The sequence below is a fragment of the Amycolatopsis regifaucium genome (assembly GCF_001613935.1).
GTDB classification, from domain to species: Bacteria; Actinomycetota; Actinomycetes; order Mycobacteriales; family Pseudonocardiaceae; genus Amycolatopsis; species Amycolatopsis regifaucium.
This window is the reverse complement of record NZ_LQCI01000052.1, coordinates 402,729-426,012: the sequence shown is the minus strand read 5'-3', so window position 1 is coordinate 426,012 and position 23,284 is coordinate 402,729. Positions and strand designations below refer to the sequence as shown.

21 protein-coding genes are annotated in these 23,284 nt (G+C 69.2%); 11 read left to right on the top strand and 10 right to left on the bottom strand.

What is annotated here, in order from left to right; all coding sequences use genetic code 11:
- From AVL48_RS37555 to fabG, 3 genes are all read right to left on the bottom strand, one after another.
- Positions 1 to 1,026: a phosphotransferase family protein gene (locus tag AVL48_RS37555; protein ID WP_061980764.1), complete on the bottom strand. Its 1,026-nt coding sequence runs from the start codon at positions 1,024 to 1,026 to the stop codon at positions 1 to 3.
- Positions 1,027 to 1,117: 91 nt separating this feature from the next.
- Complete coding sequence (locus tag AVL48_RS37550; protein ID WP_061980765.1) at positions 1,118 to 1,570, bottom strand: MaoC family dehydratase; 453 nt, start codon at positions 1,568 to 1,570, stop codon at positions 1,118 to 1,120.
- 3 nt (positions 1,571 to 1,573) lie between these two features.
- Positions 1,574 to 2,335 (bottom strand): 3-oxoacyl-ACP reductase FabG, encoded by a 762-nt coding sequence (fabG, locus tag AVL48_RS37545; RefSeq protein ID WP_061980766.1) that lies wholly within the window; start codon positions 2,333 to 2,335, stop codon positions 1,574 to 1,576.
- A 175-nt stretch (positions 2,336 to 2,510) separates the two neighbouring features.
- On the opposite strand from fabG, the gene AVL48_RS37540 reads away from it, so the two are divergent.
- Positions 2,511 to 3,236 carry a dienelactone hydrolase family protein gene (locus AVL48_RS37540; RefSeq protein WP_061980767.1) on the top strand — a complete coding sequence of 242 codons (726 nt, stop codon included), beginning with the start codon at positions 2,511 to 2,513 and terminating at the stop codon, positions 3,234 to 3,236.
- On the opposite strand, the gene AVL48_RS37535 is transcribed toward AVL48_RS37540, so the two are convergent.
- Both AVL48_RS37535 and AVL48_RS37530 read right to left on the bottom strand, forming a co-directional pair.
- Entirely contained in the window at positions 3,233 to 4,009 is a 777-nt protein-coding gene (locus AVL48_RS37535) for a class I SAM-dependent methyltransferase (RefSeq protein WP_061980768.1), read from the bottom strand. The two genes, AVL48_RS37540 and AVL48_RS37535, sit on opposite strands and share 4 nt — an antisense overlap.
- A complete protein-coding gene (locus AVL48_RS37530) occupies positions 4,006 to 4,695 on the bottom strand; it encodes a DUF998 domain-containing protein (protein WP_061980769.1) in 690 nt (229 codons plus the stop codon). The genes AVL48_RS37535 and AVL48_RS37530 overlap by 4 nt, the downstream gene beginning before the upstream one ends.
- Positions 4,696 to 4,930: 235 nt before the next feature.
- Between AVL48_RS37530 and AVL48_RS37525 the strand changes: the two genes are divergently transcribed.
- Positions 4,931 to 7,429 carry a M14 family zinc carboxypeptidase gene (locus AVL48_RS37525; protein ID WP_061980770.1) on the top strand — a complete coding sequence of 833 codons (2,499 nt, stop codon included), beginning with the start codon at positions 4,931 to 4,933 and terminating at the stop codon, positions 7,427 to 7,429.
- A gap of 149 nt (positions 7,430 to 7,578) precedes the next feature.
- On the opposite strand, the gene AVL48_RS37520 is transcribed toward AVL48_RS37525, so the two are convergent.
- Positions 7,579 to 8,661 carry a J domain-containing protein gene (locus AVL48_RS37520; RefSeq protein WP_061980771.1) on the bottom strand — a complete coding sequence of 361 codons (1,083 nt, stop codon included), beginning with the start codon at positions 8,659 to 8,661 and terminating at the stop codon, positions 7,579 to 7,581.
- 184 nt (positions 8,662 to 8,845) lie between these two features.
- Between AVL48_RS37520 and AVL48_RS37515 the strand changes: the two genes are divergently transcribed.
- Positions 8,846 to 9,679 carry an alpha/beta hydrolase family protein gene (locus AVL48_RS37515; RefSeq protein WP_244162456.1) on the top strand — a complete coding sequence of 278 codons (834 nt, stop codon included), beginning with the start codon at positions 8,846 to 8,848 and terminating at the stop codon, positions 9,677 to 9,679.
- Position 9,680: 1 nt separating this feature from the next.
- Here AVL48_RS37515 and AVL48_RS37510 read toward each other — a convergent pair whose 3' ends face one another.
- Both AVL48_RS37510 and AVL48_RS37505 read right to left on the bottom strand, forming a co-directional pair.
- The gene (locus tag AVL48_RS37510) at positions 9,681 to 10,580 is read right to left on the bottom strand and encodes a hypothetical protein (RefSeq protein WP_061980773.1); all 900 of its coding nucleotides are present in this window, start codon (positions 10,578 to 10,580) and stop codon (positions 9,681 to 9,683) included.
- Positions 10,577 to 11,083, bottom strand: a complete 507-nt coding sequence (locus tag AVL48_RS37505) for a hypothetical protein (RefSeq protein WP_061980774.1) — start codon at positions 11,081 to 11,083, stop codon at positions 10,577 to 10,579. The genes AVL48_RS37510 and AVL48_RS37505 overlap by 4 nt, the downstream gene beginning before the upstream one ends.
- Before the next feature lie 214 nt (positions 11,084 to 11,297).
- On the opposite strand from AVL48_RS37505, the gene AVL48_RS37500 reads away from it, so the two are divergent.
- The 5 genes from AVL48_RS37500 (at position 11,298) to AVL48_RS37480 (ending at position 16,263) form a co-directional block, all read left to right on the top strand.
- Positions 11,298 to 12,707, top strand: coding sequence for an APC family permease (locus tag AVL48_RS37500; RefSeq protein WP_061980775.1), 1,410 nt, complete (start codon positions 11,298 to 11,300; stop codon positions 12,705 to 12,707).
- On the top strand, positions 12,704 to 13,606 hold the full coding sequence (locus tag AVL48_RS37495) for an ROK family protein (protein WP_061980776.1): 903 nt from the start codon (positions 12,704 to 12,706) through the stop codon (positions 13,604 to 13,606). Before AVL48_RS37500 ends, AVL48_RS37495 begins: the two co-directional genes overlap by 4 nt.
- Before the next feature lie 112 nt (positions 13,607 to 13,718).
- Positions 13,719 to 14,291 (top strand): NADPH-dependent FMN reductase, encoded by a 573-nt coding sequence (locus AVL48_RS37490; RefSeq protein ID WP_061980777.1) that lies wholly within the window; start codon positions 13,719 to 13,721, stop codon positions 14,289 to 14,291.
- A 24-nt stretch (positions 14,292 to 14,315) separates the two neighbouring features.
- Positions 14,316 to 15,296: an ATP-binding cassette domain-containing protein gene (locus tag AVL48_RS37485; RefSeq protein WP_061980778.1), complete on the top strand. Its 981-nt coding sequence runs from the start codon at positions 14,316 to 14,318 to the stop codon at positions 15,294 to 15,296.
- 115 nt (positions 15,297 to 15,411) lie between these two features.
- The gene (locus tag AVL48_RS37480; protein ID WP_061980779.1) at positions 15,412 to 16,263 is read left to right on the top strand and encodes an ABC transporter permease; all 852 of its coding nucleotides are present in this window, start codon (positions 15,412 to 15,414) and stop codon (positions 16,261 to 16,263) included.
- Between the two features lie 28 nt (positions 16,264 to 16,291).
- On the opposite strand, the gene AVL48_RS37475 is transcribed toward AVL48_RS37480, so the two are convergent.
- Complete coding sequence (locus tag AVL48_RS37475) at positions 16,292 to 19,420, bottom strand: ATP-binding protein (protein ID WP_061980780.1); 3,129 nt, start codon at positions 19,418 to 19,420, stop codon at positions 16,292 to 16,294.
- 210 nt (positions 19,421 to 19,630) lie between these two features.
- Between AVL48_RS37475 and AVL48_RS37470 the strand changes: the two genes are divergently transcribed.
- Positions 19,631 to 20,905: a cytochrome P450 gene (locus tag AVL48_RS37470; RefSeq protein ID WP_061980781.1), complete on the top strand. Its 1,275-nt coding sequence runs from the start codon at positions 19,631 to 19,633 to the stop codon at positions 20,903 to 20,905.
- Between the two features lie 4 nt (positions 20,906 to 20,909).
- Here AVL48_RS37470 and AVL48_RS37465 read toward each other — a convergent pair whose 3' ends face one another.
- Positions 20,910 to 21,536 (bottom strand): alpha-ketoglutarate-dependent dioxygenase AlkB, encoded by a 627-nt coding sequence (locus tag AVL48_RS37465; RefSeq protein WP_061980782.1) that lies wholly within the window; start codon positions 21,534 to 21,536, stop codon positions 20,910 to 20,912.
- 98 nt (positions 21,537 to 21,634) lie between these two features.
- Here AVL48_RS37465 and AVL48_RS37460 point away from each other — a divergent pair, with 98 nt between their 5' ends.
- Together AVL48_RS37460 and AVL48_RS37455 are read left to right on the top strand one after the other, a co-directional pair.
- The gene (locus AVL48_RS37460) at positions 21,635 to 22,417 is read left to right on the top strand and encodes an alpha/beta fold hydrolase (RefSeq protein ID WP_244162455.1); all 783 of its coding nucleotides are present in this window, start codon (positions 21,635 to 21,637) and stop codon (positions 22,415 to 22,417) included.
- 258 nt (positions 22,418 to 22,675) lie between these two features.
- Positions 22,676 to 23,281 (top strand): hypothetical protein, encoded by a 606-nt coding sequence (locus AVL48_RS37455; RefSeq protein WP_061980784.1) that lies wholly within the window; start codon positions 22,676 to 22,678, stop codon positions 23,279 to 23,281.
- The last annotated feature ends 3 nt before the right edge of the window (positions 23,282 to 23,284 follow it).

Below are 23,284 nucleotides of genomic sequence, written 5' to 3'. Positions count from 1 at the left end.
TTATCCCTCTTCCTTGAGAGTTTCGTTCCCGTGCGCGATCAGCGGGACGACGCCCGCGCCGATGCCGTCGAATCCGGCGCCGACCGTCTGGCCCTTGCTGTAGCGAAGGTGGATGCCTTCCAAGATCACCGCGAGTTTGAAGAACGCGAAGCCCACGTACCAGTTGAGCCGCGAGACGTCGCGGCCCGAACGCTCGGCGTACCGCGCGACGACCTCGTCGTTGCCCGGATAGCCGGGCGCGGAACTGGCGTTGGACACGAACCGCAGCGACACCTTGTCCCGTTCGGCGTAGGCCACCAGCAGCGCGAGGTCGGTCAGCGGGTCGCCGAGGGTGGACATCTCCCAGTCCAGCACCGCGGTGATCCGGTCGTCGGCGTTCACCAGCACGTTGTCCAGCCGGTAGTCACCGTGGACGATCGACGGCCGCCCCGATTCGGGGACCGACGAGGCGAGCCGGTCGTGGAGTTCGTCGACGCCGGGGAGATCGCGGCTGCGGTTGCCGTCGAGCTGCTTCTTCCAGCGTCGCAACTGGCGTTCGAGGAACCCTTCCGGGCGGCCGAAATCGCCGAGCCCCACCGATTCCGGATCGACCGCGTGCAGCTCGACCAGCGTGTCGACCAGCTCGTCGGCGATCGCCCTCGTCCTGGCGGGGCCCAGCGCGGCCAGTTCGGTGTCCGTGCGGAAAGGCGTGCCCTCGACGAACTCCATCACGTAGAACCGCGAGCCGATGACATCGGCGTCCTCGCACAGCAGCACGGTTTCCGGTACCGGGACGGCCGTGTCGCGCAGTCCGGAGATCACCCGGAACTCGCGGCCCATGTCGTGCGCCGTCGGCAGGACGTGGCCGAGCGGTGGACGGCGGACCACCCAGCGGGACCGGCCGTCGCCCACGATGTAGGTGAGGTTGGACCGGCCCCCTTCCACGACCTGGCCGCTCAGCTCACCCTGGACGAGGCCCGGCCGGTGCTCGTCAAGGTGGGCCTTGAGCCTGGCCAGGTCGAGGCCCGGCGGGTCGGTCTGGTTCATCGTGCCTCCAGCGTCTCGCTTTCCGCTTACGGTACCGACCAGTCGGTATGTCGGGTAGTGGTGGCCCGGCGAGGTGCCGGAGGTCACCTGGTCAGGCGATGAGCCGGGCGACCATTTCGGCGACGCAAGCCGGTTTGGCCTCGCCGTCGATCTCGATCGTCCACCGGACGACGGCTTGTTTGCCACCGGGGACGTCGGTGACCTCGACCAGTTCGGCGCCGGCCCGGATCTTCGAGCCCACCTTGACCGGCTGGGGGAAGCGGACCTTGTTGAGGCCGTAGTTGATGCCCATCGTGAGCCCGTTGACCCGGTAGATCTTCCCGACGAAGCCCGAAATGAGCGACAGCGTCAGGAAACCGTGGGCGATCGGCGCCCCGAACGGGCCTTCGGCGGCCTTGTCGACATCGACGTGGATCCACTGGTGGTCGTCGGTGGCGTCGGCGAACAGGTTGACCCGCTCCTGGGTGAGCGTCATCCATTCGCTGTACCCGAAGTGCTCGCCGACGGCGTTCTCGAAGTCCTGCAGGGAGGCGAATTCGCGCATGGCTCAGTCCTTCGGTCCGCCGGCGACGTAGATGACCTGGCCGGAGATGAACCCGGCACCGTCGCTCACCAGGAACGACGCGAGGTTGGCGATGTCTTCGGGGGTGCCGACGCGCTGGACCGGGATCTGCGACGCGGCCGCGGCCTTGAAGTCCTCGAACGACATGCCGAGCCGTTCGGCGGTCGCCGCGGTCATGTCGGTGGCGATGAAGCCGGGGGCGATGGCGTTCGCGGTGACGTTGAACTTGCCCAGTTCGATCGCGAGGGTCTTGGTGAAGCCCTGCATGCCCGCCTTCGCCGCGGAGTAGTTGGCCTGCCCGCGATTGCCCAGCGCCGAGGTGCTGGACAGGTTGACGATGCGGCCCCACTTCTCCTGCGTCTGGTACTTCTGCACCTCGCGGGTCATCAGGAACGAGCCCTTCAGGTGCACGCCCAGTACCGAGTCCCAGTCCTGTTCGGTCATCTTGAACAGCAGGTTGTCGCGGGTGATGCCGGCGTTGTTGATCAGCACCGTCGGCGCGCCGAGTTCCTCGGCCACCCGGGTCACCGCTGCCTCGACCTGTGCGGCGTCGTTGACGTCCAGCGCGACACCGGTGGCCTTGCCGCCCTCGGCGACGATCGCTTCGGCTCCCTGCTTGACGCCTGCTTCGTCGAGGTCCAGCAGGCCGACGGCGAATCCGTCGGCGGCGAGCCGCTTGGCCACGGCGGCACCGATGCCACGGCCGGCCCCGGTGACGATCGCTACGCGGGAAGGGTGTTCGGTCACGGGTGACTCCTCGTCGTCGAGTGGAAGTGACGCCGAGTCTGCCGTACTAAGCAGTTGGTTTGTAGAGACACTCGGGGACTTTGTGGGTGTGACTGGAGTCACCTCGCCACGTCGATGTTCCGCCAGCGGTGAACATGGCCGTCACCGGGTTCGGTGATCGCTACAGTCCGAATTCATGACGACGGTTACGACGCGCACGGTCGAGTATCCGGCCGATGGGCTGACGATGGTCAGCCATCTCGCGCTCCCGGCGGGTGACGGACGGCGGCCCGCCGTCCTGGTCGGCCCCGAGGGGACGGGGCTGAACGATTTTCAGCGAAGGCGTGCCGACGCCCTGGCCGAACTGGGGTATGTGGCGCTGGCCTTCGACTTCAACGGGGGACGGTGGTTCACCGACCCCGAGGAGATGCTGGCGTACGTGATGCCTCTGCTCGCCGACCCGGCCCGGATGCGGGAAATCGGCCACGCGGCCCTCGACGCGGTACGCGCCGAACCGCGGACCGACCCCGATCGGATCGCCGCCATCGGCTACGGCACCGGTGGCGCGATCGCGCTGGAACTCGGCCGTGACGGCGTCGACCTGCGCGCGATCGGGACGATCAACGCGGTGACCACGGGACGTCCCGGTGAGGCGGCGCGTATCCGCTGCCCGGTCTGGGCCGGGGTCGGCTCGGAAGACCCGATCATGCCGCCCTCGCAACGGGAGGCGTTCGCCGCGGAGATGCAGGAGGCGGGCGTCGACTGGCGTCTCGTCGTCTACGGCGGCGCCTTGCACGCCTTCCACCATCCGCCGGTCGAGCAGACCGTGCTCCCCGGCGTCGGTCACCATCCGGTGCACGCGCGGCGAGCGTGGCGCGACATCGTCGGCCTGCTGGACGAATGCCTGCCGGTGACCGCCTAACCCAGCGCCCGCGCGACGACATGCCGGGCGTGGGGCCGGTGCCGCCATTCCCCTTCCGGGGCACGGCGCAGGAACTCCTCGCGCAGCATCGCGATGAACTCTTCGCCGCGCGCGTCCACCAGCGGCCGCATCGGGCCGGACAAGGTGTGCGCGGTGAAGAACGTGTCCGCGTCGGGATGGGTCATCGGGAACGACACCTGTTCGTCCCGCTCCACGACGGTGCCCTCCAGCGCGGGTGAGAGCCGCTCTTCCCAGGAGCGGTCACCGGCGGGCACGTGTGCCCGGAGGACGTCGGACAGCACCGTGAACGGCCCACCCGGTTCGGTGCTGTGCGGCCAGTAGACAACGGAAAGCACCCCGCCCCGACGCAGCGCCCTCGCCCAGGAGCGGAGCGCGCTGTCGGGGGCGGGCAGTTGCTGCAGGCCGAAGACCGACACGACCGCGGCGGCGGAGGCCGGCTCCAGTTCGGAGGCGTCGCCCTCGGCAACGCGCACGAGTGGGTGATCCGCGGCGCGCCTCCGCGCCCTGGCGGCCATGCCCGCGGACAGGTCGATGCCGACGATCTCGCGACCGGGCAGGTGCTCGAGCAGCACGTCGAGTTCCGGGAAGGTGCCGCAGCAGGGGACGAGGACGGGGCCGTCGGGCAGGTCCGAGGGCAGCGCCCGCGTCGCCGCCGCGACCCACGGCGCGAACCGGGGAACGTAGTAGGCCTCGTAGCCGTCGGCGGCTTCGTCCCAGCCTCGGGCGAGGCGGGCGAGGTCTTCGGCGGTCAAGACGCGACCCGCAAGGCTTCGGCCTCGTCGGTGACCGGCGCGGTGGCCACCCGCACCGGGATGAGCAATGACGCCAGCGCGATCAGCCCGGTCAGCGCCATCGCGCGTTCGACGAGCCCCAGCGGGATCGCCCGCCACCATGGCTCGCCGCCGTTCATCGAGATCACGATCGCCCCGAGGATCACGCCGAACCAGGCCAGCGCCGCGACCGCGAGCACCCGCGTCACCGCACGGCGCCCGGGGGAGGTGGGAAAGACGGCCTTCGCGGCGAACCACACGGCGAGCGGCAGCGCGACGAAGGCGACGACGCTCGCGATCCGGTGCACCGTCCCGCCGGTGCTCGGCCCGATCGCCCAGTTGTTCTTCGGGAACGCCACGATCACCACCAGGCTCACCGTCCAGAGCGCGCAGAAGATCGAGGCCGCGGACAGCGCGGGAAGATGCCTGCGGTGGATCAGCGCGCCGAAGCCGATCGCCGAACCGAACGCGACCAGCAGGACGGCGACGTCGAAGATCCATTTGTGCTCACTCAGCGCGTATTCGCTGATGGTGCGGCGGACCGGGCTGATGTCGCTGGTGGCGGGGAGTACCTGCAGCAGCAGGATCAGCAGCGCTCCGCCGGCGACCGAGACCACGGCGGCCAGCAGGGCCAGCGGTGACCTGGCGGTGACCTGGGACGTCGTCATGGTTGAAAGGTAACCACCGAACCTGAAGGTTTTCTTAGGCCTACCTGTCGGGATCGACAGGAAAGTCCTCTTTCACGGCGTGGTCGATGGTGACCGTTCCGGCACGGTCGGTGAGATCGTTGGGCCGAAAGGGGTGTAGGCGACTTGTGGCGGGTCCCCCGGGTGGGGTCTCGGGTCTAGGGTCTCGCTACCGGTGACCTCACCCGGTCACCGGACTGTCCAAGGAGGTCAGTCTGTGGGGTATTCACCAAACCGGCGAAGAGCGGGATGGACGGCGGCGACACTGGTACTCGCCGGCACTTTCGTGGCACTTCCGTCGGCCACGACGGCGGGGGCCGCGGACAACGTGGTGCGAGCCGACCGGGCCGTCCCGCGTTCCTGTTTCGCCGCGTTGCAGAAGCCGGGCACGTCCGGCACCGATCGCCGGGAGTTCACGTCCACAGTAGACGGTCTGCTGCAGGCGCGGATCGCGCCTCGCGGCGGCGGTGAGGGCGACTGGGATGTCGCGGTCTTCGACAAGGCCACCGGCGCCGTGGTCGCGGCGTCCGCCGCGTTGCGCAGTCACGAGCTCGCCGAAGGCTTCGTGAAGAAGGACCAGAAGCTCGTCGTGCAGACCTGCCGGTACGACGGGCAGACGCGCGACGCGCTGCTGGGCGTCGATTTCCTCGCGCTCACGCCGCAGGGAACCCCGACCGGTGCCGCGTCCGCGCCGCAACGCGCCGAACTGGTCCGGGTCGAGACGCCGGGCAAGCAGGACAAGGACAAGCTCCTCCGGCTCGGCCTGGACGTCACGGAGAAGGCCGACGCCACCGGGGTCGAGGTCGTCCTCGCCAACGACACCGACCGCAAGACGCTGGCGGACAGCGGCTTCAAGTCGAAGGTGATCGAAGGCGATCTTTCGGCGAAGTCGATCCGGAACGCCAAAGCCGACAGCGAGTACGACGCGAAAACGCAGGCCTCGACCCTGCCGTCCGGGCGCACGAGCTACCGGCACCTCTACGACTACCAGTTCGAGGTCAAGGAACTGGCCCGCAAGAACCCCAAGCTGGTCACGGCGTTCACCCTGCCGCAGCCGACCTGGGAAGGCCGTGACGTCATCGGCCTCGAGATCGCGACCGACGTCAAGAACATCGCCGACGGCAAGCCCGTCAACTTCACCATGGGCGTGCACCACGCCAGGGAGTGGCCTGCCGGCGAGCACGCCATGGAATGGGCCCACGAACTGATCAAGGGCTACACCGGCGGCAACGCCGAGATCCGTGGCCTGGTCGGCCGGACCCGCAACATCATCGTGCCGATCGTCAACGCCGACGGCTTCGAGATCTCCCGTGAAGCCGAGCCCAAGGGTGACTTCTCGCGCTTCGACTACGAGATGAAGCGCAAGAACTGCAACGTCAACGACTCGCCGAAGGAATTCGCGACCGGCGTCTGCAAGGCGAACCCGGGCGGCCGTGAACGCGGCACCGACCCGAACCGCAACTACGCGGGCTTCTGGGGCGGCGCCGGGGCGTCCACCCTGTGGCGCAGCGACACCTTCCGCGGCTCCGGCCCGTTCTCCGAGCCCGAGACGCAGAACATCCGCTCGATCGTGTCCAACCGCCAGGTGACCAACCTGATCACGCTGCACACCTACTCCAACCTGGTGCTGCGTGTCCCGGGTGTCGCCGCCGTCCGCCCGCCGCTCGACGAGCCGGCGTACAAGGCGCTCGGTGACAAGATGGCTTCGCGCAACGGATACACCAGCCAGCCGTCGTGGGCGCTCTACGACACGACCGGTTCGACCGAAGACTGGTCGTACTGGGCCACCGGTGGCTGGGGCTTCACGTTCGAGGTCGGTCCCAACGAGTTCCACCCGCCGTTCTCCGAGGGTGTCGTCGCCGAGTACACCGGTGTCGCCCCCGCGGCGGGCGCGGGCAAGGGCGGCAACCGGCAGGCCTTCGTGGACATGCTGGCCAACGCCGCGGACCCGGCGGCGCATTCGACGCTGATCGGTACCGCACCGAAGGGCTACCAGCTGAAGCTGCACAAGACCTTCCAGACGCCGACCTCGCCGGTGGTGCAGCCGGACGGCTCGACCAAGCCGCCGATCTACGTGACCGACGATCTGAACTCGTCGCTGGCCTCGACCGGTGGCCGGTTCGCGTGGTCGGTCAACCCGTCGACCCGGCCCTACGTCGCGGGCCGCTACGGCCGCGAGCCGCAGGGTCCGGCACAGCCCTCGATCCAGGTGGCCAACCCGGCCGGGGTCCCGGCGGTCAACACGAACTACCCGACCGACCCGACGTCGGAGAGCTTCAAGTTCCGCGTCGACGGGCTCCCCAAGGTGGACAACGGGAAGTTCAGTGTCGATGTCAAGTGGGCCAGCCAGGACTCCGACTGGGACCTGTACGTCTTCGACGCGGCAGGCAACATGGTCTCGTCGTCGGCGAACGGTTCGACCACGGAAGAGCACGCGATCCTGTACGACCCGCCCGCCGGGGAGTACACGGCCGTGCTGGTCAACTACGCGCAGGCCAAGCCGTCCACTGTGGACGACTGGACCGGCGGAGTCTCGTTCCAGTCGCCGATCCCGCCGACCTACGGCCCCAAGGAGGCGTACCAGCTGACCTGTACGTCGCCGAAGGGCAAGCTCGTCGGGCTGGCGGACGTCTACATCGACCGCGGCCAGACGGTCGACGTCGGTGAGGTCTGCACCCGCTCCGCGCGCGCGAACAAGGAGCGCTCGGCCCGGTAGTTCTCTCGCGAGTACGTGAAGGCCCCCTTCCCTCGGCTCAGCCGAGGGAAAGGGGCCTTCACACGTCGCCCCGAAACGCGTTTCGTCCTCTAAATGCGGTAGTCGGCATCGCGCACTACCGCATTCAGAGGACGAAACGCGGGCTGCCGCTAGGCGTTCCCGCCCACGACGCGGTCCCGCACGGTCCGCATCGTCGCCGAGTCCACAGTGGACGGCTCCGCCGCCAGCCAGCCGCCGATCTCGTGCAGGAACTGCTCCGGCGTCATCGGCGGCGCGGGGGAGAGATCCTCGTACTCGGTAGTGACCTCGCCGGTCCGGCTCGGGTACACGATCATCGCCCCGCGCACCGCGACCCCCGGCAGGATCCGCCGGTATTCGGCGACGCTTTCGGTCAGCCTGCTCCCGCCGCCGCGGAAGGCGCGGCCGTTGCGCAGCAGACGGCCGTCGTCGTCGGTTTCGTAGTGCCCGGGCAGCCACAGCTTCGATTCGATGAGCACGAGCCGCTTGCCGCACAACACCGCGTGGTCGATGTCGGCGAAGACCGAGTCCGGCCACGAGAGGCCGTGGAAGATCCGCGCGCCCGGCAGCCTGGTCAGATAGCGTTCGAGCAGGTCGGCGGTGAGCCGCTCGGCGAGTTCGTCGGTCTCGGTGCCGGGGGTGCCGAACACGCGTTTCCCGCCGAACTCCGCGGCGAACCGGTTCCTGGCACGGGAAGCGGCGAGATAGCCGCGTGCGAGCCGTTGCACCAGCAGGGCCGTTCCGGCGGTCAGGATCAGCCAGACGATCAGGGTGGGGGCCGAGAACCCGACGCCGGTCAGCACCGGCAGCAGGACCAGCACCATCCCGCCGACCGCCGCCACGACGGGCGTATGCCCGGGGCCGCGCCGCCGTCCGTGGCGCACACGTTCGTCCTGTGCGGCGAATTCCCACCATTCGAGGTCTTCGGGATCGATCACGACCGGCTCGGGCTCGTAGCCCGGTTCGTCGCCGAAGCGACGTCTCGGCCGCGGCCGGATCGGCGCGCGTACGGAGCGTCCGCCCGCGTCGTAGCCCGCACGCCGCAGCGGATCGCTGAGCGTGTCGTAGGCCTCGCGGACCAGCTGGAACGTGAGCGCGGAACCCCCGGTGTCCGGGTGATGCGACTTCGCGAGGCGCCGGTAAGCGGTCTTGATCTCGTTGACCGAGGCGGCCTCGCCCACGCCGAGCACCTCGTAGTAGTCGACATCGGGCACGGGCGGTTCACCTCCAAAGGGCCGGGCCGCAACACTATTCGGCCGCCGCCGGTCGTCGGCAACCACCTCCGCGGCGCGTCGGGGTGACCTCGTGGGCATACTGTTTCGCTTGTGGCGGAACGAGGTCCACCGCTGGTGCGTCCTCGATATCGTGGAGATCGACAGCGCACGGGGAAGGACAGTGGTGGGAGAACCGGTTACCGGCACGGCCGCGGGGGTCCCGTTCACCGCCTTGCCGCCATCGACCGAGGTCAGCGGCCCCGCGCCGGTGGTCGTCGCCTGGCATATGATCGATTCGCCCCGGTCCGACGCCGCGTTCGCGGCCGCGTTGCCGCTGGCGGAAGTGCCTGCGTGGCGCGTCTATCTCGGAATGCCGTTATGCGGCGCGAGAATGATCGACGGCACCATGGACGCCGTCGTCGAACGGGCCCGCCGTGACGCGATGCTCGCCTACGTCGACCCGATCGTCGCGCAGGCCGCCCTGGAGTTTCCCGCCGCACTGGCCCAGCTGCGCGAACGGTTCGGCTTCGACACCTCCCGGATGGCCGTCGTCGGCGGTTCGCTGGGCGGCGCCGTGGCGCTGACGATCCTCGCCACCCGGGAGATCCCGGTCCGCGCGGCGGCACTGGTCAACCCCGCGATCCGGGCGCGTTCGGTGGTCGGCCTGGTGGAAGGCATGCTGGAGCAGCCCTATTCGTGGGATGACAAAGCGAATCAGGCGGCGGATCAGCTCGACTTCGTCGCACGATCGGGTGAAATATCGGCGCGGGAACAGCAGGTTCCGTTGTTACTCGTCAGCGGTGAGGAGGACTACCCGTCCTTGCGCGCGGACGCCGACGATCTCGTCGCCGCGCTTCGCGGGCAGTACACCCGCCCGGACGACGTCCGCCTGAACCGGGTGCCCGAACTCGCGCATCCGCTGGCCGAAGACCCGGGTATCGACCCCGCGCCGCAACTGCCGATCACGAAGGTGGTCGACGAAATGGTCGGCGAGTGGCTGGTGCGCCGACTGGGCTGACTCAGCAGGCGGCGGGCGGTACCGACCGGGCTGGGCCGAATTCCAGTCGTAGCTTCTCGGTCTTCGGGAGCACGAAGGCGACACCGGTGCTCGCCCGCCAGTCCGACGGCACGAACACGTACTGGCCGCCGGACTGCAACAGCAGCTTCATCCCGGTGTACCGGTATTTGTAGGCGGCATCGGGAGCCGCGCATCTCACCTGGAGGACGCCACCCGCGGTGAGGTTGAGGCTTTCGGCGCTGTAGAGCGTCGCGGCGGGACGTGAGGGGAGCCCCGCCGCGGTCTCGAAACCGCGCCGGGTGCCGACGGCGGCCGAGTAGTCGCTGACGGCCCAGAACAACCCGATGCTGACCAGCGCGTAGGCCAGGACGAGTTCGAGCAGGCTCGACCGGGAGTCCGAAGTCCAGCGGCGCCAGGCGAACAGCAGCATCAGCACGCCGAGGGCGAAGCCGAGTCCGGGAAGTCCGGGGTGGTCGCGGAACGGCTCCGGATTCAACGCGACGAACACGATGGTGACGAGGAGCGAGGCACCGAGGACGGCCGCGATCGGCGTGCAGATCCGGAGCAGCCGGGTCCAGGCGGTCTCGGTGAGGCGCAGCCGCAGGATCCGTACGGCGACCAGGAAGCCGAGCACCGTCCCCGCCGCACCGGCCACCGGCAGGTACAGGCCGTCCGCGCCGCGCGCGAAGATCTCGTCCGGGGTCTGGGCGAGAAGGGTGTAGTGCACGCGGAAGTACGCGAAGAGCACCTGCGTTTCGACGAGCCCGAAGAAGTAGAGCAGCGCGGTGAGCAGGGTCGTGTTGGCCAGCACCGTGCCGACCAGCTTGAGCGCCTGCGGCGGTCCGGAGCCGGGTTCCGCGGCTTTCGGCTCCGGACGGCGCAGGCCCCGCCGCGTGGTCATCCGGAGGTGGTCTGGCCGGGCTGTTCGCTGCTGGAGGGCGGGTTTTCCGAGGTCGTGGTCTCTTCGGTCACCTCGGTTTTGCAGGGTGCCGCGGTGACCGTGACCCTGCCGCCGGGTTTGACCGGGGAGGGCGTGATGTGCGCGGTGCAGTCACCCTTGCCCGTGATCACCACCTTCACCCCGCACAGGCCCGGGCCGCACGCCTTTCTGATGTCGCCTTCGATGTCCGACTTGGCGATCTTCGGTTCAGCGCCGATCCGCGTGTGGTCGTATTCGATCGGACTGCCGGGCACCCCGGGCGGCGGCCCCGGATCTTCGGTACGGCCGCCGCCTCCACCGGATGACGTCGTCGATCCGGTCGACGCCGTCGGAGCGACCTCGGTGGTCACCCCGCCGCCGGTCACATCGGCGGGCGCGGTGTCCCGTGGGGCGGAGGTGCCGTCGCAGCCTGTCGCGAAGCCGAGTGCGGCGATCGCCATCACCGTGCTGAGCAGCCGTTTCATGGACCTCACCGTCCTTGGAAGACGTCCTCTCGGATAAGGACGCGGAATGACGGCCCCCTGATACGTCCCGGCTTGGTCCGTTCGGGCGTATTTCGCGGATTTCGCCCTTTCGGGCAGTTCGGACCGGACCGGTGCGCGACAACTTCGCCGCCCGGCCTTCCGACACGCCGGAAATTATGTTAAGAAACTTTACTAACTAATAGGGAGGCGCGTTTTGAGTTCATCCCCGCAGCCGGGGCTCGAGCGGAAGATCGGGCCGCTCCAGGCGACCGCCATCAACATGACCCAGATGTGCGGGATCGGCCCGTTCGTCACCATCCCCGCGATGGTGGCGACCCTCGGCGGTCCGCAGGCGATGTTCGGCTGGCTGATCGGCGCGGTCATCGCGCTGGCCGACGGCCTGATCTGGGCCGAACTCGGCGCCGCGCTCCCCGGCGCCGGCGGCACCTACGTCTACCTGCGCGAGGCGTTCGGCTTCCGGACCGGCAGGCTCATGCCGTTCCTGTTCGCCTGGAGCGCGGTGCTGTTCATCCCGCTGATCATGTCCACCGGCATCATCGGCCTCGTCCAGTACCTCGGCTACCTGATCCCCGGCGTGGCGGACGAGGGCGGGACCACCGGACTCGGCAAGATCATCGGCCTCGCCGTCATCGTCCTGATCGTGCTGGCGCTGTTCCGCAAGATCGGCGAGATCGGGAAGCTGACCACCGTCCTGTTCGCGGTCATGCTGTTCGCCGCGCTGTCGGTGATCGTCGCGGCGTTCACGCATTTCGACGGCGCGCAAGCGTTCGCCTTCACGCCTGGCGCGTTCTCGCTCGACGGCGGCGCGTTCTGGGCCGGACTCGGCGCGGGCCTGATCATCGCCATCTACGACTACCTCGGCTACAACACCAGCGCCTACCTCGGTGGTGAGGTCCGCGACCCCGGCCGGACGCTGCCGCGGTCGATCGTCTTCTCGATCCTCGGCATCATGAGCCTGTACTTCCTGCTGCAGCTCGGCGTGCTCGGCTCGATCCCGCTGGAGGAGCTGAAGAACGCCACGTCGGTCGCCTCCGCCGTGCTGGAACAGGCGTGGGGCACGGGCACGGCCAAGGTGATCACCGTGTTCATCGTGATCGCCGCGATCGGTTCGGTGTTCGCCGGCCTGCTCGGCGGATCTCGAGTCCCCTTCGAGGCCGCGCGCGACAAGGTGTTCCTGCCGGTGTTCGCCAAACTGCACCCGAAACTGCACCTGCCGACCGCCGGTGTGCTGACGATGGGCCTGATCACCGCCATCGGGTCGCTGTTCACCCTGACCGCGGTGATCAACGCGGCGGTGACGGTGCTGGTGATCGTCCAGTCGCTGGCGCAGGTCGCGGCGATCGTGGTGCTGCGACGGCGGCGGCCGGAGCTGGACCGGCCGTACCGGCAGTGGCTTTACCCGATCCCCACGATCATCGCGCTGCTCGGCTGGGTCTACATCTATTTCTCCGCCACCTGGCTTTCGATCGGGCTTTCGGTGGGCTGGATCGCGGTCGGCGTGGCGGCGTTCCTCGTCTACGCGAAAGCGGAACGCGTGTGGCCGTTCGGGCCGAAGGGGATCCAGGAATCGTTCGCGGGGGCGGCAGAGGGGACCGGGAAGTGACGGGGGAAGACCTGATCCTGGGGATCGACTTCGGCGGGACGAAGGTCGCGATCGGGCTGGCCGACCGGACCGGGAACCTGCTGGCCACCCGGCGGCTCGACACCGACGCGCACGCGGGCGCCGAACAGGTGGTGAGCCGCGCGCTCGCCGCCGCGCGGAAACTGCTCGCCGACGAAGGCGCCACGGACGGTTTCACCGCGATCGGCGTCGTGAGTCCCGGCATCGTGCTGGAGGACCGCATCCTGCTGGCCCCCAACGTGCCGGGCTGGGAGGAACTGCGGCTGCGGGAACTCGTCGCGGCCGAGTTCGGCGGCGTCGGGATCGAAGTGGGCACCGACGCCAAGGCGGCGGCGCTCGCGGAATGGCGGTGGGGGGCGCTCGCCGACACCGATCCGGCGGTGTTCCTCTCACTGGGGACCGGGATCGCCGCGGCGGTCCTCGTCGGCGGCCGGCTGCTGGCCGGCGCGAATGGCGCTGCGGGAGAGATCGGGTACAACCTCCTCTCACCGCAGGACACCGACGGGTTCGCCAGCGGAGCGGCGCCGCTGGAGGAAGCCGTCGGTGGGCGTGGGCTGGGCGGCCGGGCGAGTGTGCTGCTCGGCCGCCCGGTGACCGCGGGCGAGCTGTTCGCCCTCGCCAGGGAGAACGCGCAGGCCAAGGAGCTGGTCTCCGCGGCGCTCGACGAACTCTCGATGCATGTCGCGAACCTCGCCATCGCGCTCGACCCGCAGCGCATCGCGGTCGGCGGGGGGCTGGTGCGCTCGGCCGACGTCCTGCTGCCCGCGCTGCGCGAGCGGCTGGCGCAGGCCGTGCCGTTCCCGCCGGAACTGGTGTCGGCGAAGTTCGACCAGGACGCTTCCCTGCTGGGCGCGATCGCGATCGCGCTGGACGCCGCGTAGCGGCAGACGGGCGAGATCACCGACCGAAGCCGCCTGGCTTTCGCTAGATCCGATCTAGCGAAAGCCAGGCGGCTTTCTCGCGCCTGAGCAGTGAGACGAGAGGAGGTCGGTCATGAACAACCGCCCGCTGCGCGTCGCGGTGATCATCGGCAGTACCCGCGAAGGGCGAGTGGGGGACGCCGTCGCGAAGTGGTTCACCGGCCGCGCGGATGACCGGGACGACCTCGTCCTCGACGTGCTCGACCTGATCGAGTTCGACCTGCCCGCCGGGCTGCCGGAGCAGGCGACGCTGGAGATGCAGCGGTTCACCGCGCGGATCGACGAGGCTGAGGCCTATGTCGTCGTCACCCCTGAATACAACCGCAGCTTTCCGGCGTCCCTCAAACAGGCGATCGACTGCGCCTACGACGAGTGGCGCGTGAAGCCGGTCGGCTTCGTCTCCTACGGCTACCGATCGCAGGGCCTCCACGCGGTGGAGCAGCTTCGTTCGATCTTCACCGAGCTGCACACCGTGACGATGCGGGACACGGTCGCCTTCAACCTCCTCGACGGCTCCTTCGCCCGCGACGGCACCCCCTTCGACAGCGACGGGCAGGGACAGGCCGTGACCACCTTGCTCGACGAACTCCTCTGGTGGGGCCTCGCTCTGCGCGAGGCACGCGTCGCCCGTCCGTACGTCTGCTGAAAGCTTCGGAAAGGAACAACGAAAATGAGTGAACTGGCCATCGAAGCCTCGGGGCTGGTCAAGGTGTTCGGAGAGAACCGGGCGGTCGACGGGATCGACCTGAAGGTCCCCGCAGGCACCGTATACGGCGTCCTCGGGCCGAACGGCGCCGGCAAGACCACCGCGGTGAAAATGCTCGCGACCCTGCTCCGCCCCACCGGCGGGGAGGCTCGCGTCTTCGGCAAGGACGTCGTCCGCGAGGCCGACGCGGTCCGGTCCATGGTGAGCCTGACCGGGCAGTACGCCTCGGTCGACGAGGATCTGACCGGGACCGAGAACCTGGTGCTGATCGGCAGGCTGACCGGGCATCGCAAACCGGCCGCCCGGGCGCGGGCGGAGGAACTGCTGGCGGCGTTCGGCCTGACCGAGGCCGCGGGGCGGCAGGTGAAGAACTACTCCGGCGGGATGCGGCGGCGGATCGACATCGCCGCGAGCATCCTCAACACCCCGGACGTGCTGTTCCTCGACGAGCCGACGACCGGGCTCGATCCCCGCAGCCGCAACCAGGTCTGGGACATCGTGCGCGCGATCGTGCGGCACGGCACCACCGTCCTGCTGACCACGCAGTACCTCGACGAGGCCGACCAGCTGGCGTCCCGGATCGCGGTCATCGACCACGGCAAGGTCATCGCCGAAGGCACCAAGGGGCAGCTGAAGGCGTCGGTCGGCGCGGGTGCCGTCCACGTCCGGCTGCGCGACGCCGATCAGCGCCCGGAGGCCGAAGCGCTGCTCGTCCGCACGCTGGACGCGCAGGTGGTGCTCGAATCGGACCCGGTCGCGCTGACCGCCCGGCTTTCGGGTGAGAGCACCGAACAGGGCGCCGCCGAACACGCCGCGCGGGCGCTCGCCGAGCTGGCCCGCGAGGGAATCGTCGTCGACACCTTCTCCCTCGGCCAGCCGAGCCTCGACGAGGTCTTCCTGGCACTGACCGACCGCACCGCCACTCACGAGGAGAGTGCGGCTTGAGCGGTGCCCCGCTATCGGGGCGGCAGGGCGCCGTTCCCCTCGACAGAACAACTAATTCCTACGTGCGCCCTGGCGACGCGATCGCGGACGCGCGCGGCATAGAGGAGGAAACAGCTTGAGCACCACGGCAGTCAAAGACAACGAACCCGTCCTCGCGGCACCGAAGCCCGAAGACCTCGCAGCCGTCTTGATCGCGAAGAACCGCCCACCGCGTCCGAGCGCGCTGTCGACCTCGGTCACCTTCGGGTGGCGCGCGATGCTGAAGATCAAGCACGTGCCCGAGCAGCTGTTCGACGTCACCGCGTTCCCGATCATGATGACGCTGATGTTCACCTACCTGTTCGGTGGCGCGCTGTCCGGTTCGCCGACGCAGTACCTGCAGTATCTGCTGCCGGGCATCATGGCGAGCAGCATCCTGATGATCACCATGTACACCGGCATTTCGGTGAACACCGACATCGAGAAGGGCGTGTTCGACCGGTTCCGCACGCTGCCGATCTGGCGGCCGTCGGCGATGGTCGGGTATCTGCTCGGCGACATGCTGCGTTATCTCATCGCCTCGCTGGTGATCCTCGGGATCGGCCTGATCATGGGCTTCCGGCCCGCGGGCGGGGTCGGCGGCGTGGCCGCCGCGATCCTTCTGCTGCTGGCGTTCTCGTTCGCGTTCTCGTGGATCTGGACGATGTTCGGTCTGCTGCTGCGCAGCGAGAAGTCGGTGATGGGGGTCAGCATGATGGTGCTGTTCCCGCTGACCTTCCTCAGCAACATCTACGTCAACCCCGAGACGATGCCCGGCTGGCTCCAGGCGTTCGTCGACGTCAACCCGGTGACCCACGTGGTCGCGGCGGTCCGGTCGATGATGGACGGCAACTGGGACGGCGGTGAGATCACCTGGGTGCTGATCGCGGGCGGGGTCATCCTCGCGGTCTTCGGGACGCTGACGATGCGGCTCTACAACCGGAAATGAGCTGGGGGTGGCAAGGTCCCCTGGCGGCTCACAGCCGCCAGGGGACCTTGTCGTCCGGCGCGTAGCGGCACGAAGACCCGGTGGTGACCGACGCGCGCAGGTGCGCGGCCAGCGCCGGATGCTGCTCGTCGAGTTTGCGCAGGGTGTCCCTGATTCGTGCGGTCACCGTCTTGCGGGCGCGTTCGGCCTCGTCACCGAGCCGCCGGGTGCGGCCGCCGAGTCCGGCGGCGGACCGCAGTTCCGCCAGCAGCGCGTCGCGCTCACGGTCCAGCGCCGCGGCGCGTGCGTCCCGGCCCAGCCCGGTCGCGGTGTCGACCAGGTCGTCGAGTTCGGCGAGCCGCGCGCGATAGCGGGCCTTCGCCTCGTCGTCGAGGACGGCGTCACCCCCGAGGCTCTTGGCCGCGACCACGACCGCGCCGCCCTCGGGATCGAGCAACCGCACGGACGGCACGTCCGAACCCGGCCTGCCGAGCAGGAAATGCAGATCCCGCAAGCCTTTCGAGTCCGGGAGACGGACGGTGACGCCGTCGAAGCACAGGGTCCAGACGGCGTCGTCGCGGCGGAACTCGGCCGACCTTGCCGCCGGAGCCCGCAGGTTCTTCCGCGCTTCCGTCACCCTGGTGGTGACCTGCCGCATGTCGAGCGCGGTGGCTTCTTTGTCCACTTCGGACAGTAGGGTCGCCGCGGCTGCCGCGTCCTCTTCGAGATTCCGGCCGAGGAGTGCCTTCGCCAGCCAGGACCTGGCTTCGACCGTCCAGGCCGCGGCACGCAGCCTTTCGGCCGACAGCACGGCGCTGTTCAGCCTTTCGACGGCGTCGTTCCAGCGTTCCTGGGCCAGGTCGAGCCTGCCGAGCCAGAGGTCGACCGGGCCGGAGATCTCGCAGCCGTACAACGAAACCAGCCATTCCCCGCTGTAGGGCGTGAGGAGTGCGCGGGCCGCTTCGCAGCGTTCGGGATCGCCGGAGACCGCCGCCGTCTGCGCCTGGCAGCGCAGCCACAGCGGCTCCAGATCGCGGGAGTACGGCTTCGCGTCGGCCGCGAGGTCGGTGAGCCGCACGGCTTCGGCGACGTCTTCCCGCTGAGCGGCGGTGATCGCTTCGAGCATCCGGCTGTAGGAGTAGCCGCCGCCGCGGGCGACCTCGCGGTGCAGCGCGGCGAGATCGTCGAACCGGCCTTGCAGGCACCATCGCGCCCAGTGCTGCAACTGGTCGAGATCCCCGAAATGCGGATGGTCGTAGCTTTCGCGGGCGGTGGCCACGTGGTGGAAGTACGCGTCGGCTTCGTCGAACCGGCCCTGGATCGTGGCGATGATGCTCTGGTCGATCATGGAGGCGAGGTGGGAACTCGGGACCTGGCCGGCATCCGCCATGGCGACGAAGTCCTGGTACTGCTGGAGATAGCGCGGATCGCCCTGCTCGATCAGTGCCACCCATTTGAACGACGACGCGAAATGCTCCAGTTCCGGGTTCGCCGTACGGCGGCCGAGCGCGATCAGCTCGTCGGTGAGCCGTTCCCGCTCGGCGGCGGTGCCCGGGCCCCAGATCGCGTCGTGCCGGGCCCACAAGCCGAACAGCAGCGCGGAGTCGTCGTGGTCGTCGCGGGCGGCCATCATGATGCGCGCGGTCAGTTCCTGCGTCATCCGGTCGACGGAGAGGGTTTCACCGGGCTCGCGTCCGCAGAGCCGCTGATGCGCCTCCGTGAGCAGTGCGACGGTCTCGTCGGCGCGCAGGCCCCGGTGATCGGCGCGGATCAGGGTCAGCGCGAGCCTGGCGAGCAGATCGTCGTCGTCGAGTTCGCGGATGAGTGCCGAGGCCTCGTCGAGGACCTGCCTGCCCTCTTCGGTGTCATGGTGGCGGGTCAGATGCGCGCCGAGTTCGAGCGCGATGACCGCGCGCCGCTTGGGATTCTCGACGATCTCCATCGCCCGCCGGTAATGCGTGACCGTCTCTTCGACGGCCATCCGGCCGGTGGCGTCGATCGCCGCGGCCAGCAACAGATCGACGGCCTGATCCGGATCGAGTTCGCGGCCGGCGAGCAGGGCGTGGCGGGCCAGGTCGGCGGGGAAGAGCCTGTCCGGCGACGCCGGTGACGCACGGACCGCGGTGACGACCGCTCCGTGCAGCCTCTGCCGTTCCGGCTCGGACAAGTCCGCGTACAGCGTCTCGCGGACGATGTCGTGGGCGAAGGCGAACCGGCCTTGTCCGCGCACCACGACCAGTCGCGCCGCGACGGCCTGGTCGAGCAGCCGGTCCACCTGCGGTACGGGTGCCGACGCCACTCCCGCGAGCAGTCGTCGGTGGAATTCCCTGCCGAGTACGGACGCGGTGGTCAGCAGATCGAGAACCGCTTGGGGGAGCAGGGAAAGCCGTCGCTGCAGGGCGTCGGCGACACCGGGCGCGATCGTCTCCGCGGATCCGCCGCTGTGCCACAGCCGCGCTGTTTGCTCGACGAAGAACGGGTTGCCGCCGGTGCGGCGGTGAACCTCGGCGACGAGCGCGTCGTCCGGTTCCGCGCCCGCCGTCCTGGCCATGAGCGTGCCGACCTCGTCCGGTTGGAGGCCGGTGAGCGTGACCGACGTGGCCTTCGTGAGCAACGGCAGCATCAGTGCGCGGAGCGGATGTCCGGGCGCTTCGACTTCGACGTCCCGGTACGTGCCGATCAGCAGGAGCCGCTCGAACCAGGTGTGCTGCGCGGCGAACTCGAGCAGCCGCAGGGACGCGGTGTCGGCCCAGTGCAGGTCGTCGAGCACCACCACGACCGGCCGGTCCTGGGACGCCGCCACCAGCGCGCTCGTCACGGCGTCGTAGAGAAGGAACCCGTCGGCGGCGCCGTCCCCGCGAGCTTCGCCGAGCAGGACGTCCAGCTCGCTGCCCGCCATCGCGGCCCACCGGCCCGGCTCGACCGAGCGGCGCAGCCCGCGGATCACCTGCGTCCACGGCCAGTAGCCGGGTGCGCTGGCGGAGTCCCAGCAGGAGCCATTGAGGACCAGCGCGCCGAGTCGTTTCGCCTCTTCGGCGGCGCCGGTGACGAGCGTGGTCTTGCCGATCCCGGCCTCGCCGGTGACCAGGACCAGCCCGCCGTGGCTTTCGGCGGCACGGGTGATCTCCGCGCGGAGTACTCCTGCGGGATGGTCTCGTCCGATGAGCGCGGCTGACATGTCCGAATCCTCCCAGTGAGGTCCGACAATCTCACGACGCGTGCCGGATGTCAGGTGAGATCCCGGCCGACCGTGACCCACCGTGATCGACGTCTCCCACTCGCTGGGAACCCAGTGCGGCCCCCGCGCGACCTCCTGGGCGTGACGAATCGAGTGGGACGGCCTGTTGTGCCAGGTCAGGCGCTACGCGGCTGGAGTAGGGTGGAAAACATGGGGAGCATTCGCTCGCGCGTGCTGGCATGGATCGGCCGCCGCTACCTCGCGCGCCAGCAGAAAAACGGCTTCGACCTGTCGAAGATGTCGATCCTTCCGGACAACGCCCTGATGCCGCTCAAACGCGACGGTCTGGATCCGGTCGCCGAGCTGGGCCGGATCCGCGCCGAAGCGCCGATCAGCAAGCTGGATCTGCCGTTCGGCATGAACGCGTGGCTGGTCACCGGCTACGACGAAGCCAAGGCCGTGCTCGGCAAGGTGACCGAGTTCAGCAGCGACTTCACGAACCTGGTCGGCAACGCCGGCGTCACCGAGGAGCAGAACCCCGGTGGGCTCGGGTTCGCCGATCCACCGGTGCACACCAGGCTGCGGCGTCTGCTGACCCCGGAGTTCACCATGCGGCGGCTTTCGCGGCTCACACCGCGGATCGACGAGATCGTCGCCGAGCAGCTCGACGCGATGGAGAAGGCGGACGGCCCGGTCGATCTGTGGGAGGCCTTCGCCCTGCCGATCCCGTCACTGACGATCTGTGAACTGCTCGGTGTGCCCTACGAGGATCGCGACGACTTCCAGCGGCTGAGCACCGCGCGTTTCGACCTGTTCGGCGGCGCGGGCGCCTCGCTCGGGGCGATCGGCGAGTCACTGTCCTATTTGGACGACATCGTCAAGAAACAGCGGGAGAACCCGGGCGACGGCCTGCTCGGCATGCTCATCAAGGAGCACGGCGACGAGATCGACGATCGCGAACTGGCGGGGCTCGCCGACGGCGTGCTCACCGGCGGGCTGGAGACGACGGCGAGCATGCTCGCGCTCGGCGCGCTCGTGCTGCTGAAGGACCGGTCGCTGTTCGAGACCGTCCGTGGTGACGACGAGGCCGTCCACAAGTTCGTCGAGGAACTGCTGCGGTACCTGACCGTCGTGCAGATGGCCTTCCCGCGGTTCGCCAAGGAGGACATGGAGGTCGCCGGCGTACAGATCGCGAAGGGCGACATCGTGCTGTGCTCGCTCAGTGTCGCGAACCGCGACGGCGTCCTCGGTGACGACATGGAGAGGTTCGACGCGACCCGTGAGCCGACGTCGCATCTCGCCTTCGGCTGGGGTATCCACCGCTGCATCGGCGCCGAACTGGCCAGGATGGAGCTGCGCACCGCTTATCCCGCACTGGTGCGCCGGTTCCCGGAGATGCGGCTCGCGATCGAACCGGACGCGCTGGAGTTCCGGAAGGTCTCGATCGTCTACGGCGTCGACGCGCTGCCCGTGCTGCTGAACTGAAACCTCAGGCGACGCCGCGCGGGCGGAACTGGATGCTGATCCTGGGCCCGACCGGTTTCGCGGTCTTGGGGACGGCGTGCTCCCAGGTCCGCTGGCAGCTTCCGCCCATGACGATCAGGTCACCGTGGCCGAGGGCGTGCCGGATCGTCTCACCGCCGCCACGCGGGCGGAGGGCCACCTGGCGGGCGGCGCCGACGGAGACGATCGCGACCATGGTGTCCTCGGTGCGGGAGCGGCCGGTGTCGTCGCCGTGCCAGGCGACGCTGTCGCGTCCGTCGCGATAGAAGCACAGACCCGAGGTGACGAACGGCTCGCCGAGTTCGTCCGCGTAATGCGCCGAGAGCGCTTCGCGCGCCTCGGTGAGGATCGGGTGGGGGAGCGGCATGCCTTCGCGGTAGTAGCTGAGCAGCCGGGGCACGGCGACGACACGGTCGTACATCTGCCGTCGTTCGGCGTGCCACGGCACGTCCTCGGCGAGCCGGGTGAAGAGCTCGTCCGCGCCGGTCAGCCAGCCGGGAAGGACGTCGATCCAGGCACCTCTAGTCAGCTCGGTGCGCCGGAGCGCGCCGAGCGAGCCGAGCCCGAGGGTGGCGCACTCGTCGAACAGCGAGGCCTGAAGCGCGGGTGTCATGGTAACCGAACCTACCCCGGCCACCGCCGCTTGTCGAACGCGTGTTCGAGTAGGATAAGGAGCTGCGTCTCCGGCGGAGGCCCGGCAAGATGACCGCCATGATCGACACAGTCAAGTCCGCGGACGGAACGCCGATCGCGTTCGAACGGCGCGGAGCGGGGCCGGTGGTCGTCGTCGTGGCGGGCGCCGCCAACGACCGGCACGGCGACGAACCGCTGGTCGCGGAGCTGACGGCCGAGTTCTCCGTGGTGACCTACGACCGCCGGGGGCGGGGCGACAGTGGGGACACCGCACCGTACGCGGTCGAGCGCGAGATCGAAGACCTCGCCGCCGTGGTCGCCTCGTTCGCCGAGCCGGTGATCGTGCACGGCATCTCCTCCGGTGGCGCGCTCGCCCTGCTGGCCGCCGCGTCCGGTGTGCCGATGGCGCGGCTGTCGGTCTTCGAACCGCCGTATCGCGCCGAAGCGGAAGAAGTCCCCGAGGGATACGCGGACGAGATGCGCGCCCTCGTCGCGGCCGACCGGTGGGACGAGGCCGTCACACTGTTCATGACCGCGGCCGTCGGCTCGCCCGCGGAGGCCGTCGAGGAGGCCAAAGCGACGCCGATGTGGGCCGAACTCCGGTCTTTCGCGCCCACGCTGGTCTACGAAGCCCGCGTGATGGGCGATTCGAAGGTACCCGCGAAGCGCCTTGCGTCGATCGCTACTCCGGTTCTCGTCGTGAACAGCAGCGGAAGCACCGATTGGCTGAAGACCGCCGCCCTGCTGACCACCAAGGCGATCCCCGGCGCGAAGCATGTTCAGCTGGACGGCGAGTTCCATGACGTCCCGGCCGGGCGGCTGGCTCCGGAACTCGGCGCGTTCTACCGGGATCCTCGCTGAGACAGCGTGACCTGGCTGGGTGAGGCTGCGCGGTGGCGTAGGTCAAGACCCGCCCTTGGTCGTCGGCGAGGGCTATCGCGTGATCGGTGCTGTGGAACCGTTGCCCGTTGGCGCGTCTGGCGGTGTGGAGGACCACTTCGGTCGCCGATCAGCGGGACATCGGCGCGCCGGCTTCTTGTCCGATGACGGTTCGTGCTCGTACAGTCGCACCCTGGTCCTGGTCTGGACCACCGCCGCCCTGAATGCGCAGGAGGCAGGATGCGGAGACGACTGCGGACCGCCGGGGTGGTCGCGGGGGCCGTGCTCGGCCTGGTGGCGTCGGCGATGCCGGCGGGCGCCCAGGTCGGAACCGGACCGTGGACGGCGGAGAACCCGTCGTTCAACGTCCAGGAACGTGGCTGCGGCACCGTCGACGGGCTCGACTTCGAACTGACCTGCTCCACCGGGAGCGGTGACCAGCGGGCGGAACGCCGCTACGTGACCTACCCGGGCGGGACCAGGCAGTTCGAGGGCTCGTTCCGGCTCACCGGCATGGCGGGCACCCGGATCAGCCTGAAGCAGACCTTCCGCGACGCGCCGACAGCCGGTCCGTTCTTCATGCTCGCGGTCGAACGCGGCGGTCGGCTCTACGCCGTCCACGGCGGGGAGACCGTGGGCAGCGGCGCCACCGTCGGGACGTCGGTGCGGGTCAACACCGTCCATCAGGTCGGCAGTACGCACAAGGTGTACATCAACGGTTCGCTGAAGCAGACCGTGAGCAGCAGTGCCGGCAGCTACTACGACAAGTTCGGGGCCTACCGGACGGCCAGCGGCGCCGGACCGGTCAAGGTCACCTGGAGCGGGATCAAGTTCTGGCGGAAGTGAGCC